This is a genomic window from Paenibacillus sp. J22R232 (assembly GCF_056269165.1).
In genome coordinates, this window is sequence record NZ_JBWDNK010000001.1 from 340,020 (window position 1) to 353,368 (window position 13,349).

Annotated in this window: 16 protein-coding genes and 1 pseudogene; 10 read left to right on the forward strand and 7 right to left on the reverse strand. The window is 37.2% G+C overall.

Going from position 1 to position 13,349, the window contains the following annotated elements; genetic code table 11:
* The first annotated feature begins 54 nt into the window (after positions 1 to 54).
* A complete protein-coding gene (locus AC0YN3_RS01585; protein ID WP_475773406.1) occupies positions 55 to 1,317 on the forward strand; it encodes a hypothetical protein in 1,263 nt (420 codons plus the stop codon).
* Positions 1,318 to 1,322: 5 nt separating this feature from the next.
* Entirely contained in the window at positions 1,323 to 1,517 is a 195-nt protein-coding gene (locus tag AC0YN3_RS01590; protein WP_475773407.1) for a hypothetical protein, read from the forward strand.
* 388 nt (positions 1,518 to 1,905) lie between these two features.
* On the opposite strand, the gene AC0YN3_RS01595 is transcribed toward AC0YN3_RS01590, so the two are convergent.
* The 5 genes and pseudogenes from AC0YN3_RS01595 to AC0YN3_RS01615 all read right to left on the reverse strand — a co-directional run.
* On the reverse strand, positions 1,906 to 2,514 hold the full coding sequence (locus AC0YN3_RS01595) for an ATP-dependent DNA ligase (protein WP_475773408.1): 609 nt from the start codon (positions 2,512 to 2,514) through the stop codon (positions 1,906 to 1,908).
* A gap of 143 nt (positions 2,515 to 2,657) precedes the next feature.
* Positions 2,658 to 3,209: a DUF4352 domain-containing protein gene (locus AC0YN3_RS01600; RefSeq protein ID WP_475773409.1), complete on the reverse strand. Its 552-nt coding sequence runs from the start codon at positions 3,207 to 3,209 to the stop codon at positions 2,658 to 2,660.
* A gap of 76 nt (positions 3,210 to 3,285) precedes the next feature.
* On the reverse strand, positions 3,286 to 4,431 hold the full coding sequence (locus tag AC0YN3_RS01605; protein ID WP_475773410.1) for a hypothetical protein: 1,146 nt from the start codon (positions 4,429 to 4,431) through the stop codon (positions 3,286 to 3,288).
* A complete protein-coding gene (locus AC0YN3_RS01610) occupies positions 4,367 to 4,666 on the reverse strand; it encodes an excalibur calcium-binding domain-containing protein (protein WP_475774259.1) in 300 nt (99 codons plus the stop codon). Before AC0YN3_RS01610 ends, AC0YN3_RS01605 begins: the two co-directional genes overlap by 65 nt.
* Positions 4,652 to 5,023 (reverse strand): annotated as a pseudogene (locus tag AC0YN3_RS01615) (NucA/NucB deoxyribonuclease domain-containing protein); the annotation flags it as partial. The gene AC0YN3_RS01610 and the pseudogene AC0YN3_RS01615, both read right to left, overlap by 15 nt.
* Before the next feature lie 464 nt (positions 5,024 to 5,487).
* Here AC0YN3_RS01615 and AC0YN3_RS01620 point away from each other — a divergent pair.
* Both AC0YN3_RS01620 and AC0YN3_RS01625 read left to right on the forward strand, forming a co-directional pair.
* Positions 5,488 to 7,299 carry a P-loop NTPase fold protein gene (locus AC0YN3_RS01620; RefSeq protein ID WP_475773411.1) on the forward strand — a complete coding sequence of 604 codons (1,812 nt, stop codon included), beginning with the start codon at positions 5,488 to 5,490 and terminating at the stop codon, positions 7,297 to 7,299.
* 534 nt (positions 7,300 to 7,833) lie between these two features.
* Positions 7,834 to 8,103, forward strand: coding sequence for a LexA family protein (locus AC0YN3_RS01625; protein ID WP_475773412.1), 270 nt, complete (start codon positions 7,834 to 7,836; stop codon positions 8,101 to 8,103).
* A 50-nt stretch (positions 8,104 to 8,153) separates the two neighbouring features.
* Here AC0YN3_RS01625 and AC0YN3_RS01630 read toward each other — a convergent pair whose 3' ends face one another.
* The gene (locus AC0YN3_RS01630; protein WP_475773413.1) at positions 8,154 to 8,804 is read right to left on the reverse strand and encodes a LexA family protein; all 651 of its coding nucleotides are present in this window, start codon (positions 8,802 to 8,804) and stop codon (positions 8,154 to 8,156) included.
* Between the two features lie 166 nt (positions 8,805 to 8,970).
* Here AC0YN3_RS01630 and AC0YN3_RS01635 point away from each other — a divergent pair, with 166 nt between their 5' ends.
* From AC0YN3_RS01635 to AC0YN3_RS01645, 3 genes are read left to right on the forward strand one after another with little or no spacing between them, the layout of a single operon-like run.
* Entirely contained in the window at positions 8,971 to 9,243 is a 273-nt protein-coding gene (locus tag AC0YN3_RS01635) for a helix-turn-helix transcriptional regulator (protein ID WP_475773414.1), read from the forward strand.
* Positions 9,236 to 10,015 carry a Rha family transcriptional regulator gene (locus AC0YN3_RS01640; protein ID WP_475773415.1) on the forward strand — a complete coding sequence of 260 codons (780 nt, stop codon included), beginning with the start codon at positions 9,236 to 9,238 and terminating at the stop codon, positions 10,013 to 10,015. Before AC0YN3_RS01635 ends, AC0YN3_RS01640 begins: the two co-directional genes overlap by 8 nt.
* Entirely contained in the window at positions 10,012 to 10,278 is a 267-nt protein-coding gene (locus tag AC0YN3_RS01645) for a hypothetical protein (RefSeq protein WP_475773416.1), read from the forward strand. The genes AC0YN3_RS01640 and AC0YN3_RS01645 overlap by 4 nt, the downstream gene beginning before the upstream one ends.
* Here AC0YN3_RS01645 and AC0YN3_RS01650 read toward each other — a convergent pair.
* A complete protein-coding gene (locus tag AC0YN3_RS01650) occupies positions 10,247 to 10,507 on the reverse strand; it encodes a hypothetical protein (protein ID WP_475773417.1) in 261 nt (86 codons plus the stop codon). The two genes, AC0YN3_RS01645 and AC0YN3_RS01650, sit on opposite strands and share 32 nt — an antisense overlap.
* Before the next feature lie 298 nt (positions 10,508 to 10,805).
* On the opposite strand from AC0YN3_RS01650, the gene AC0YN3_RS01655 reads away from it, so the two are divergent.
* The 3 genes from AC0YN3_RS01655 to AC0YN3_RS01665 all read left to right on the forward strand — a co-directional run bounded on the left by AC0YN3_RS01655 (position 10,806) and on the right by AC0YN3_RS01665 (position 13,291).
* Positions 10,806 to 10,961, forward strand: a complete 156-nt coding sequence (locus tag AC0YN3_RS01655) for a hypothetical protein (protein WP_475773418.1) — start codon at positions 10,806 to 10,808, stop codon at positions 10,959 to 10,961.
* Between the two features lie 222 nt (positions 10,962 to 11,183).
* Positions 11,184 to 13,052, forward strand: coding sequence for a Helicase associated domain protein (locus AC0YN3_RS01660; protein ID WP_475773419.1), 1,869 nt, complete (start codon positions 11,184 to 11,186; stop codon positions 13,050 to 13,052).
* A gap of 5 nt (positions 13,053 to 13,057) precedes the next feature.
* Complete coding sequence (locus AC0YN3_RS01665) at positions 13,058 to 13,291, forward strand: hypothetical protein (RefSeq protein WP_475773420.1); 234 nt, start codon at positions 13,058 to 13,060, stop codon at positions 13,289 to 13,291.
* The last annotated feature ends 58 nt before the right edge of the window (positions 13,292 to 13,349 follow it).

Consider the following 13,349-nt stretch of genomic DNA (forward strand, 5'->3'; position numbering starts at 1 on the left):
TTGTCGTATAATTTCATGTAAGTTAACATTCAACGCTGAAGGGATTGAATTTTTTTGACTGCAGAAATTGGTGTCCTTAATACGATCGGTGTGGCACTCGCCGCAGATAGCGCTGTGACATTTGATTCGAAAAAAATATTCAACAGTGCTGATAAGCTTTTTTCCTTGTCAAAGCATCATCCTATTGGAATTATGATTTATGGAAATGCGAACTTCATGGGAGTTCCGTGGGAAACAATCATAAAAGTTTATAGAAAGCAGTTACAGGAAAAACATTTTGATACATTTGAAGAATATTGCACCGATTTTTTTTCATTCCTTCTTAATGATCCACGGTTCTTTAATCCTGAAATTGAAAAGATGATTGTCCGTGAAAAATACACCAGATTTCTAAATGCTTTTTTGGCCTTGATAAATGATGATCTAACTGAGATCTTCAGAAGTGCTATGCCTACTGTTACTGATGTTCAAGATACAATATTTGGTGAAGCAGATTTCTTCGCTAGACAATACGAATCGGTTGCTTTTTCGAATGGATTCGATAACACTTTTCAACCTGTTTTTTTTCAAAAGCATCATGATACAATATTAAAGGTAACTGATGAATTGGTTAATGTCAGTATAGATCAGGAAACATTCATAAGGCTTATGTTGATCGCGAGTAATTTAACCTATAAGGATCTTCTTACAGATGGTGATACTGGAATAGTTTTTGCGGGATTTGGAGACATTGAAATATTCCCTTCACTAAAAAGTTTTATGGTTGAAGGAATTTTCGATGGGGTATTGAAATATAAAGAACATGAAGATGTTAAGATAAGTGCAGTTAATACCGCAGCCATCGTACCTTTCGCTCAACAGGAGATGGTTCACTCTTTTTTGACAGGTATCGAGCCGGACCTGAAAAAAGAAATTCAGCATATGTTTGATAAAATGGTGAATTCTTATCCGGAAATAACCGATACTATATTGGGAGGAGCCGTTAACCAAACTCAAAAACAGGAAATTCATGATTCTGGTCGTGACATGGTTGATGAGTTTAACGTAGCTCTACAAAGTATGATCGCAGAAAAATACAGTAATCCGATAATTGGAACAGTTTCAGCTTTACCAAAGGAAGAGTTGGCTGCAATGGCAGAAGCGCTTGTGAATTTGACTTCAATAAAGAGGAAAATGTCAAATCAAATGGAAACGGTTGGAGGACCAATCGATGTTGCAGTTATTTCAAAAGGCGATGGATTTATTTGGATTAAGCGAAAACATTACTTCTCGTCTAATCTAAATCATTCATATTTTGAAAACTATATGGAGAGGTGATAAGTATGATGCTGGCTGAGACAACTTATCTCGCTGAAAATAGCCACAAAGGTTTCTTTAATTTCCCACAAAACAATAACGAAAAGAAAATACTAAGTGAACAAAAAAACCAAGCTGGTCTGGCTGACAAAATCGTTGACAAGATGTTGAGTGAGCTGAAAAAAAAGAAGCAATTTGAATTGGGAAATAAAAAGGATTAGTAATTCAATAATAAATTAAGCTCGCTGATTTTGGTCTGCGAGCTTTTTTACTTTGTTGCACTGATTTTGAATATCCAAGAATGCTGATAGTTCTTTCGTAGTTGCATTTCATCAGTTATCGTGTCCAAAACCAATCAGTTTAGGCTGCCGTAATATGCCCGTGTCGCTAAATTCCAATGCTGTAACTCGGCAAGGGAACGGAAAGGCTAACCATCTAACGTCAGATTTCTTCATTCCGGCGGAGAGAACAGGGAAAGGACACTCTCCAGGATGCTGTTCCATAAATTGCTTTAGTACCTTTTTGGATGCGGCATCTATCCCTGAAACGTGACCAACATATCGATTTTCATATCTAAGTACAAGGCTCGATACATAGCCGTTCTTTAATTTAATGCCCACAACGTCTGCCACGATTCGGACTTCTTTTCTTAAACATATACCGATGTTTTTTAGCTTCGACATATGGGCTATCCAGCTTACGAGAGATAATGCCTTCCCACTCTCGAATATTAACCCATTCCCATAGAGCTGGACCATCGTAAACCAAATCAGTCACAAATACCCGTGGTTGCTTATTCGGAAATTTAGCTGCAAGCCGTGCATAACGTTCTTTGAAGGGGAGGGAGCGGATATCCTTACCTTTATCGTAAAGCATATCGAATGCGACAAATATAAGGTTGTCATCATATTTTTTACGGTTAACCCCGACGAGCACGCACTGGAAGTTTGGCCGGCTGCCGTCAAAGTATGCGATCTCGCCATCCAATACACAGGCACCGATCCGCAGCGGACTCAACAATTCAACGATTTCGGGAAACCGATCGTTCCTCGGCTCTACACGCTTCGAAAATATCTCCACGCCGCCTTTGCCGTCCAGCCTTGCCAGCGTTCGCACACCATCCCATTTAATTTGATAACCCCATTCAGGACCGGTTGGAATGTCCGGTGATGTGACCGGCGCCATTGGTACGACAGGTAACTCCATTACCTTATTCATTAAATCCCACCTAATTGAATCATTTACGAGTATGGTGTGCAGAAAATGGTATAATATACTGCAATAAAAAAGCCCTTGACCTATGTGGTCGAGGGCTTTCTGACGTTCAGTTTAATAAATCCGCACGTATTTGATTATAGTTTTTATGGAACCTTTACAAACCCATAATCAGCTCCTCCAAAATCAAACATATCGGACCTGAATGCAACGACTGTTTTACCAAGCTCGCCTTTAGAGACTTCAAATTCTACAATGCCTGATTTTTCTATCCCTGGGTTTAATGAACCTGGATCTTTTGATGAATAAGATCCTTCATACTCTCGATCCAAGCTATCAATTAATTTAATATTATTAAAGCTAATTGAAACTTCTTCTTTACCGTTGTTCTTTGCTGAATAATAAATAATTATGCGATTGTTCTCAGTCTCTTCTTTTTTTTCAGTTTTGCTCACATTAAATGTAATTCCTTCAACGGTAAAAGATTGTCCTACTGAATAAAGCGGTGAGAATTGCTCCTGTTTGGTTGCAGATTCTTCACCAGATTTTCCAAATGCATCAAATGAATATAAAAATACAACAACAATAAGGATTGGAATTCCTATTTTAAATAATGCCTTTAAATCATCTTTATCCAGTCCACGTTTTGGTTTTGGAGAATTACCATTAACTTCTTTTTTTATTGAGTTATTTAGCATGTCTTTAATTTTGTTTCACTCCTCTATGAGTTATAGATAAAAATGATTTGAATAACGGCAATACGAAAGAACAATATTAATCTTTTGTTGGAGTCTCTAAATTGCCACATACTGGAGTTTTGGTGAGTGTAGTAACATGAACTTCGTTTGAGGAAAGATAATGCATAGCATTACAAGAATCTTTGATCACTAAATAGTTTTCTTTCTGAAATATTCGTATACCTTCAATCTGACCAATCTCTTTGTTAAATGTGTACTCAACAGATACATAGTCCAAATTGAATTGCGATAAACTTTTTCCGAAATTTCCCCATTGATAAAATAGAAAAGTGCTTGCGACAAACAATAATACTAAAAATACAGCAAAGCCTGATAAGAAAGGCAAAACAAACTTTACAGATCCCTCTGCAGTATTTTTGTACCATTTAAAGATTGGACGAATTAATAGAACAAAAATAATTGTAATAATGTGAGCAAAGCTAAGTGAGTACATGACTTCAGAATTGAAATATTCGTAATTTAGAATGACCGTGTCTGAGTATGGTATACCACTGAACAAGGATTTTAACATGGTTTCTAACATAACAGGATCTTTAGATTGGTAAAGCATAATATAAGGTAAATAAGGTGCCGTCTGCATTATAAAAAGGAAAGAAAGCAGCCAAAAAATTAAAGAGGAAATGTAATATGCTACAGTTATTAATCTTCTTTTTATTTTACTTACTCTTTTTTCTATTAATCTTATATTATATATCTTCTTGAGTGTTACTATTAAATATAAAAAGAAAAAAGGCATTAATGAAGAAATAAATAAATACGAAAAAATAAATGAGTAAAAAAGAACTAACGAAAACGGAAACTCAATAGGATTTTGGAATGCGGTTATTAGAGAGAGAACTTCATTTTTCCCTTTACTTTGCACAATAATAAAGCCTATAAAATAGGCTATATTTATCCCTATAAAACCACTTAAAAAACCTATCAAGCATTTTACAGGCAGAGGAAGTTTTAGGTATCGAATTATTAAATTTGAAAATGGAATGAACTCTTGTTTTTCTTCAACAAAATTGATCAATTTGTTATTAAATGATTTTAGAAGATGAAATAAGTTTGATAAGATGCTAATAAAGCTGAATTGATCACTTTTATCTGAATTACTATTCACAGGCAACACCATCACCATCACGATCAAGCTTAGTACTGTAGCCAGGATCACCCTCATAAATCGGGTCAGCACCTGCAGCTCTTACCGCAGAACAGTTAGCATAATAAACAGTTTCCTCAACCACAACTGGAGCTTCAGTTGGTTTTGGAGTAGGAGCTTTTGTAGCTGCTGGCTTTGCTGTTGTAGCAGGTTTTTTAGTTGCAACTGGCTTTTCAGTAGCGACAACAGCATGGGTTGCATCTGGTACCGCAGCTTCGACTATTGCGTCTGATTTTCCTACGACAAACAACACTTTTGTTCCATCCTTTAAATCCTCGAGTTGATTACCTACCCACGAACCGGCGCCGCGATTATCAGATGGAGTGACGTACGCTATGTCAGCTCCTTTGCCGCCTTCAGCACACATGGCCATCGGCCATTCATCTCTATCAAACCCCTTTTTTGTATCAATGCCTTTTAAGGATTGCTCGCGATTATCTTCCGCTCCGTTTCGATCAATAGTACATACTGCTGATTTTCCACTTTTAATGGCATTCAGTATGTGAGCTGCGGTTTCAGGGAAACGATCTGATGGGAACTCTAAAGTTACATCAGCTGCCTCGGTAGTTTTACTAGGAACTGCTGTTGCTTCAGGCGAGGACTCAACTATCGCGTCCGCTGGTGAAGCATTAGGTGAAGAAACTACTACTTCAGGAGATGCTTCCTCTGAAGATTTAGGCGTTGATGTAACAAAAATAGTAGTATCACTTGTCAGAGCTTTGTCTTCTGGAACAGTTGCAGCACAACCGCCGAATGAAATAACTATGACCCCGACACATGATAAGCAGATTAACTTGAATTTCTTTACATTCTGTTTAGTGAACTTTTTGATAATCCAGCCAGCCCCACCAACAACAAATCCAATAATAGATAAGAGACCTAATACGACAAATAATCCAAACAAACTCTTTCCCCCTCCAACAAAATATAGTATGATTCTACTACATTTTCTATTGGTTGGGTATTATTTCCTAGTATAAATATCAGATAGAAATTCTAGATATGCTCATTATAATGTTGTGAATTGAATCAACATTTCATGAAAAATAATGTAATCATGTGAGGAGAATTAATTTGGATATTTTAGAAAAAGCCATAAGTAATTATATTGATAACGATTTGGATAAATTTGCTTATATGATTAATGGTGATTGGGGAACAGGAAAAACATATTTTTTCAAGAATAGACTTACAAAACTCATAAAGAGCAAAAATAAGAAACCTTTATATGTCTCCTTATTTGGTATAGCCACAGTTGAGGAGTTGAGTAAACAAATTTTTTTCGCTTCGAATCCAATTATTAAGGAAAATGAGAAGACTATAAAAATGGGGGGTGAAGTCTCTAAAATTGCTTTCAATGCTGCTGCATTTTTTGGTAGAAGAGTAGGTAATTTAAAAGTATCCATTGAGCCCTTTGTGAAATTGAAAAAAAATATTGTACTTTGTTTTGATGATTTAGAAAGATGCAAGATGGATTTAACGGAGATACTGGGATATTTAAATGGATTGGTAGAACATGATCAAATTAAAACTATTATTATTGCATCAGAAAAGGATATGGGTAATAAAGAAGATTTCAGACGTTTTAAAGAAAAACTAATTGGAAAGACATTAGAGTTTTCACCAGATAGTAATATAGTAATAGAACAGATATTAGAGCATTATAGATTTATTGATGAAAAATATTATTCTTTTTTGAATAAAAATAAAAGATTAATTCTTAAAACTTTCGAAAAATCAGGTAAAAATTTACGTTCATTAATTCAAGGGTTATCGGATTATAATTTGATTTATAACAAGTTAAATGCATTAAGTAACAAACATTTTGAGCAAAATGGTGTGAATACACTACAATTCACATTAGCGTTTTTGTTTGAGATTAGATTAGGTAAAATCTCAAAAGAAGATGCATTTTTGCTTGACGATTCTAGCTATACCTTAGCTAAATATACAGAAAGGAATCAAAAGAATACAACAACAAACGCAGAAAAGTCTTTTATAATTGAATTTGCGAATAAATATGAATATAACATATCTAACTTTGAACTATATCCATCGATCATACGCTTTTTATTTTCTGGGTACCTAGATGATAGAATGTTTAATGAAGAGATTAAGTTATTTGTAATTTCAGATAGAAATCCATTTCAAAAACTTCAACGATATTGGGAACTTGATCAAACGGAATTTGAGTACAATTGCAAGATCGTTCTCTCCGAGATACATGAAGGGAAATTTCTACTAACTCAATATCCATTTGTTTATACTTTCTTTGAGTTTTTCTCAAAGGAGAAGTTAATTGCAGAATCTTTACAGGATGTTCAGAAGATATTCTCTGAGGGGTATTTAATGGCAAAATATGATCGGAAATTATCGGAAGATGATTCAATTATTGATTTTGATGAACTAATACCAAGCGTAAATGTTAGTAGTTCAGATTTTTATAATACAATGAAAGATGAAATAATTTCTATATTGAAGCAAAGCTATTCAGAGGATACGACAAAGCAGATTAGCTTGACATTATCCGCAGCAAAATATGATCTTGAAAAACTTCTTAAGATGTTGTCAAATAATGACACTCGTAGATATTTAGTTTACTATCCAATATTCGCATTAATAAATGTTGATGAGTTTATGATGATTTTAAATGAACTAGATAATCAACAATTGATGGAAGTTAGGAATGCATTGAAAACTCGATATAATTTTCAAAATATAAAAGAGTATTATATGGACGAATTAGATAATTTGAAAAAAATAAAGATAAAACTTGAAGAACATCATATCGGCGAAATAATCACATTAAAAGAACATAGTTTAAAAGAGATTTTAAAAATAATCACTTCAAGCATCGACAGACTATCATTAACAGATGGAGAGTAGTAATATATTATTGGGAAAAAGTGCTTGCTATCATAGCTGAAATATATTAAAATGCAAAATATAGCATATGTTTCTTTAATGTTCCTTACCCCTAGTCATGCGACAGAAGGGGAATTCTAATTACGAATTACTGCTAGTTGCAGTCATTATTTAAGAATCCGTATTATTACGTTGTAGCATTAATTTTCACCGTTGTTACTACCATTCCATACGGTGAACGAGGCAATTTAAAGTTTTGATTAGAGCAGCCGCTTTAATCCAATGAGTAATTACTAGGTTATAAAAAAAAATGTGATGATACAGTTAGCTGTATAACTGTATTGGAATTTTTTTGTACCTAGTTTTTAATTTCGTTGGTTTAAAGCGGCTTTTTTGTGTTGATTTTAGGAGGTGAGGTTTAGTTATTGATCTTCTGTAGAATTCAATTATTCCGTGTTTCATAACATATTACTAAATTTAGTTTAAGGTATATGTCTTTTAATATGTGCTTTCATGTTCAATTTTAAATTAAAACATCGTAAGGGTGGTTACAATATGGGGGATTTTTATTACAAAGTCCGAGATAATAATATGTCTGGAGATCAGATATTTGTTGATGATATTGTTATTATTAAACAGACCCAAGTTATTTCTCCAGACGAAATATTTGCTATAGCTAGTGAAGATGATATATCTGTTTTGACATTGAGGAGGGTTGAAAAGGAAGGATTGATTTTTAAACTGCATTCTTCAAATCCAAATATTGAAACGGAGATTAGAGAAATGTTGCTCATAGTAGGTAAAGTTATTAAAAATTTTGTATGAAAGATAGCATAAACCCACCCTTATTTTTAGGGTGGGTTACAACCGTTGAATTAGAAACTTATAACAATTTTTTTGAGTTTGCCGATAACTTGAATATTAGAATCAAGTCCCTTTCCACAAATGATAGGAGGGTATTTTTCATTAGCAGATTGTAAAACTAGTGTATTTCCTTGTTTATATACTTTCTTAAGGACAGCATCTTCTCCAACCATAACTGCAGCTATTTCTCCGTCTTCAACTTCTTCTTGCTTACGAATCAGTAACAAGTCTCCGTCATGAATTCGAGCTCCGATCATACTATCGCCTCTTGCTCTTAAATAAAAATATTCTCCTCCATTGATCCAGCTACGAGGAGTCGATTCGTATCCTTCAATGTATTCATATGCTAATTCCCCATTACCGCAAGAAATCTTACCGACGATAGGAATATTTATATTTTCGTTTTCAGTTGGCCCAGAACCTAAATATGTATAGGCGCCTTCAGTCAATTGAGTAACTGTAACTTCAAGAGCACCAGCCAAGTCTTTCAATCTATTCATATCGATTTTTATTTCTCCATTCTCATAACGTTGAATGGTTTTTTTAGTTAATCCAACTTTTTCAGCCAATACCTGGAGACTATAATTCCTTAAATCACGGTACATTTTTATGTTTTTTCCTGTTGCTATATAAAAATTTTTCGAGTCGTTTAAATTGGTCATTTAAAATTCCCCTTCAATAATGGCATGAAATTATTATAACCCTAAAATGACACGTTATACAACTTTTTAATTATTTCGTGTCATTTTAGGGGTTGACGGTGTATATATGGGGTGCTATTCTTATTGTGTCCTAAAAAGACACGAAACATACGAAGGCGGTGAAATAATGCAAGGACCAATAAAATTAAGTGTGAAAGCAGCAAGAGTAAATTGCGGAATGCTTAGTAAAGACGTGGCAGAAAAGCTGGGGTTGTCAACAAATGCATACTCAAGAAAAGAGAATAACCGTGGCAGATTCTACGCTGATGAAATTGCAAAATTGAGTAATTTGTTTCAAATGCCTTACGAAAATTTTTTTGAAGCGGAGTGTCTTAATAAGACACAAGAAGAGCACTCCGCTAATCAAAATGAAAATAAAGAGGAGGATGACAATGAATAAACTTGTACGTATTGAGAACGGCCAGCCGGTAACAGATAGTTTGACAGTGGCGGAAGTATTCGGAAAAGAACATAAAAATGTTTTGGCTGATATCGAGAGCCAATTGTACAAACTTCAAGAGGCCGGGGAATCTGAATGGGGGGTGCTGAACATACAGCAGACCCAATATCAACACCAGCAAAATAAACAATGGTATCCCAAGTATGATTTAACTGAAGACGCATTCGCAATCATTGCAATGTCTTATGTGACGCCAGTAGCAATGAAAATGAAGGTTCGCTTCTTAGAAGAGTTCAAGCGAATGCGCCAGCAGCTAACCGCTCCACAAATACCGCAATCATTATCTGAAGCGTTGTTCCTCGCTGCTACACTGGCGGAGGAAAAGGAAGCTCTACACCTTCAAGCTGCTGCGGACAGGCCAAAGGTGATTTTTGCCGAAGCCTTAGAAGTTTCTGACGATTCGATTCTTGTCGGTGAGCTAGCCAAGTTACTCAAGCAAAACGGCATCAACATAGGCGAGGTCAGGCTGTTTAAGTGGCTCCGCGAGAATGGTTACCTAGTCAAGACAGGCAGCGAGTACAACATGCCGACACAGCGCTCTATGGAGCTCAAGATCATGGAGATCAAGGTTGGGCAGCGTCTTAGTACAAGCGACGGTTTCAAAACAACTCGAACACCGAAGATCACTGGTAAGGGGCAGATTTACTTTATCAATAAATTCAAAGCGTCGGGCGAGTTTAAGAGTCAAGTCGCAGGAGGCGTTCTACTATGACAACAACTGAAACAGCAGCCAAGATGATTGCTGCAGCAAAGCGTGACACCAAGACATTTGGAGAGGCGTTGATCAATCTCGGCCCCGCATCTATGGAGATTGCTCCGGTTCCCAATTGGGTTGCCTACGATATGGCGATGCAGACGCTTCTAGCCGAGATGAAAGCCCAGCCCCACGGATACAAAGAAACCGCCGCTGTAGGGGCGACGGTTGGGTTGTCCAAAAAAGACATTATAAGTTCAGAAGCTTATAGTCTTCAATAAATTTAACGCCTGCTTCTGTTAAGCCAAACTTATGATTTCTCTCAAGAAGCAATCCGCCGTTCGCATTTCTATCAGCAAATAGGCCTTGTATCAAATTTAATGCTATTGATTTTTCTATTGCTGAATCAAATTCTGCTTCACCAATTCGTGAAAATACAGTTTTTTGAGTAGATTCATCAGCGATGTTTACTAATAGTTCATAAATAATATTGGTTCTATCATTCGACATTTTTTTTACCTCCTTTCTATCTGAACTGGAAATTGTCTACAATTTCTATTCTATCAGATTAGGATGATTGACATACGAAAATTTGGAAGGAGTACTATATGATCCGAATCGTCATTAAAATCTATTGGCATTTTCGTGGCGGAAAGGCTTTTGTAGGAACTGAGGAGTATCTGGTCCCGAAAGACACAACGCGCCTATCGCAGCACCGCTCAGCTACACGGTACGTTAACCGCCAACTCCCGCTCGGTCACCGCACACGCGGCGATGTGGGGCTTATCTAATCGAGAGGAGCTTACACATGAGTAAACTGCAACTGGTCAACGTTTGTGCATATTTTTCACAGCTTGAAGAACGAGCGACAGCGGATTGCATGCCTAAGCTTGCTGCACATGCCTATAAGCAATATTGCCGTTACAAGACGCGCTTAAATGCAAAGCTGGTGATTGTACCATGATTCAAATATCGGACGAGCTGCTTAACTTTCTCGCTGATCGATTCGTTAACCAAAAGATTTGGCATCTCTATCAAATAACGCTCGAGCAATTTATCGAGGGCTGGCAGTAGGGGCACTGGAGGGATTGGGATTGATTTCGCAAACGCGAAAATCATGTACCATTATTATTTTTTGCAAATTTTAGGTATTCGAGCTGATTTTACGAAGAAGGGAGACCTATTAATGCCAAAACAAATCGATCTATACCCTCATAACCAACGAGCGTATGCAAGCATCAATAAGCTTTGGGAGCATGGGAATAAGGCGGCGGCTATTCAAGCAACTGGCACAGGTAAGTCTTATCTCATCCTGCAATGCCTGCTTGATCTGCACGGAGCGTCTGCAGTCGTTCTCGCACCTTCTAACTACATCTTGGATCAATTACTAATGAAGGCAGGCGAACTGCCTAACGTTCATCTGATGACCTACACGAAGCTTTCTATGCTTACTGCCAGCGAGATTCAACAGCTTAATCCTTCTCTCATCGTCCTAGATGAGTTTCATAGATGCGGTGCTACAACGTGGGGAGCAGGGGTGAATGAATTGATTACGGTATTCCCTGACGCAAAGCTGCTCGGCACATCTGCTACACCTGTACGTTATCTCGATGGCGAACGCGATATGTCAGATGAACTGTTTGACGGCTCAGTAGCAGTCAACCTGTCCTTAACAGACGCGATCGTTCAAAGCATCCTACCGATGCCAAAATACATCGCCGCGCTCTACACGTTCGATGAAGAGGTCGAGAGCTTGCAGGAAAAGATTAACAAGAGTAGCAATGATGATGAATCTAAAGCTGCTCTGCATAAAGAGGTTGAGAAGCTAAAGCGCAAGCTTGAGAAAAGCAAGGGAATCCCTCAGATATTGAAGAAGCATGCGGCTGGCGCAGGCAAGTACATTGTTTTCTGTAAGGATAAAGCCCACTTAGCCGAGATGGAACTAATAGTCATTGATTGGTTTAAGAAGGCTGATATTGGAAATGAGGTCGAAAGCTATTTCGTGGCACATGGCGCGAATGGTAATGACGCAGCATTAAATGCGTTCAGACACAATGATAACACCGATAACGTTAGACTACTGTTCTCTATCGAAATGCTGAACGAAGGCATCCACATTGACGATGTGACAGGCGTGATCCTGCTCAGACCTACCATTTCGCCTATCATCTACTATCAGCAGATCGGGCGAGCGTTACAGGCAGGGAACAGAAATCAGCCACTCATATTCGATTTTGTGAATAATCGGCAGAGTGTACGTGCGGGGAATTTAAGCAAGGATTTGAAAGATAGTGCTGATCGAGAGAACAAACTTCGATCATCAATAGACAGTACTGAAATTGTCATTCCTGACTTTATGATTATCGACGAAACGGTTGAAATTTTGGGAATGTTTCTTGAAATCGAGGCATCTTTGAGGGATGGCTGGGATGCGAGATTCGAAGAGTTGAAAAATCATTTATTAGATCATGGTGAGTATCCGAAGAAAGGGACGGCATTGTGTATTTGGGTTAACACGCAACGCGCAGCTATGAAAGGCAAGAAAAACTTAGCCATCACCGAATCGCACATTGAAAAGCTACAAGATATAAATTTTGTATGGGATGTACACGGAGAAGCGTGGCATTTTATGTTGGATCAACTTATCGATTTCAAAAAAATGCATGGACATTTGAAACTCACCTACAAAAAGAATGGTGAGGGCAGACGGTTACGTACCTGGGTTGAATTCCAAAGGAAGTTATTCAGAAATGGAAAACTGCCAATTAATAGATTAGTCCAGCTTGAAGAAATCGGTTTTTTGTTCGATCCATATAAAAATTCGTTTGAACTTAATTTGTCGCTTTTAAAGAAGTACAAAACCATGAAAGGGAATTTAATGGTTCCACATAGATATGAAATTGATGGCATTAAATTGGGTACTTGGGTTACTGATTGTAGGCACAGATACAAAAAAGGCAATCTTCCAGATGATATCGTCCATTCCTTAAATGACATTGGATTTACGTGGAGTATAGGGAGTGGCAATCGAAAAAAAATGATTGAGAGGGGGTGAAATCAATGTCAATCGTAAACAAAATCGAGGCTGTTCTGGATACGCTGGCTAAGCTAAGCGGTGGTATTTCGGACAAGTACAACCTAACTCATAACATCCTAGATAATCTTTCGAGCTTCGCAAAATCCGGTTTGGACGAGCTGGTTAATGAGCTCGAAGAGATCCGCGACGAGGTAGAGTTGCTTGAAACGGAAGAGGCTGCTCATGAGATAGTAATCGACGAACCACTCCCGTTTTAAAGAAAAAGCCCTAACAGCGATGGCCGTCGCGTTAGAGCCGCAAGTAAACAATTCACAG

What these genes read in the sequence shown, in the direction of transcription:
- AC0YN3_RS01645 (WP_475773416.1), top strand. Translation starts at nt 10,012, where the DNA reads ATGACAACAACTGAAACAGCAGCCAAGATGATTGCTGCAGCAAAGCGT.
- AC0YN3_RS01660 (WP_475773419.1), top strand. Translation starts at nt 11,184, where the DNA reads ATGCCAAAACAAATCGATCTATACCCTCATAACCAACGAGCGTATGCA.
- AC0YN3_RS01635 (WP_475773414.1), top strand. Translation starts at nt 8,971, where the DNA reads ATGCAAGGACCAATAAAATTAAGTGTGAAAGCAGCAAGAGTAAATTGC.
- AC0YN3_RS01625 (WP_475773412.1), top strand. Translation starts at nt 7,834, where the DNA reads ATGGGGGATTTTTATTACAAAGTCCGAGATAATAATATGTCTGGAGAT.
- AC0YN3_RS01600 (WP_475773409.1), bottom strand. Translation starts at nt 3,209, where the DNA reads ATGCTAAATAACTCAATAAAAAAAGAAGTTAATGGTAATTCTCCAAAA.
- AC0YN3_RS01655 (WP_475773418.1), top strand. Translation starts at nt 10,806, where the DNA reads ATGAGTAAACTGCAACTGGTCAACGTTTGTGCATATTTTTCACAGCTT.
- AC0YN3_RS01590 (WP_475773407.1), top strand. Translation starts at nt 1,323, where the DNA reads ATGATGCTGGCTGAGACAACTTATCTCGCTGAAAATAGCCACAAAGGT.
- AC0YN3_RS01605 (WP_475773410.1), bottom strand. Translation starts at nt 4,431, where the DNA reads ATGAGGGTGATCCTGGCTACAGTACTAAGCTTGATCGTGATGGTGATG.
- AC0YN3_RS01595 (WP_475773408.1), bottom strand. Translation starts at nt 2,514, where the DNA reads ATGAATAAGGTAATGGAGTTACCTGTCGTACCAATGGCGCCGGTCACA.
- AC0YN3_RS01650 (WP_475773417.1), bottom strand. Translation starts at nt 10,507, where the DNA reads ATGTCGAATGATAGAACCAATATTATTTATGAACTATTAGTAAACATC.
- AC0YN3_RS01640 (WP_475773415.1), top strand. Translation starts at nt 9,236, where the DNA reads ATGAATAAACTTGTACGTATTGAGAACGGCCAGCCGGTAACAGATAGT.
- AC0YN3_RS01665 (WP_475773420.1), top strand. Translation starts at nt 13,058, where the DNA reads ATGTCAATCGTAAACAAAATCGAGGCTGTTCTGGATACGCTGGCTAAG.
- AC0YN3_RS01630 (WP_475773413.1), bottom strand. Translation starts at nt 8,804, where the DNA reads ATGACCAATTTAAACGACTCGAAAAATTTTTATATAGCAACAGGAAAA.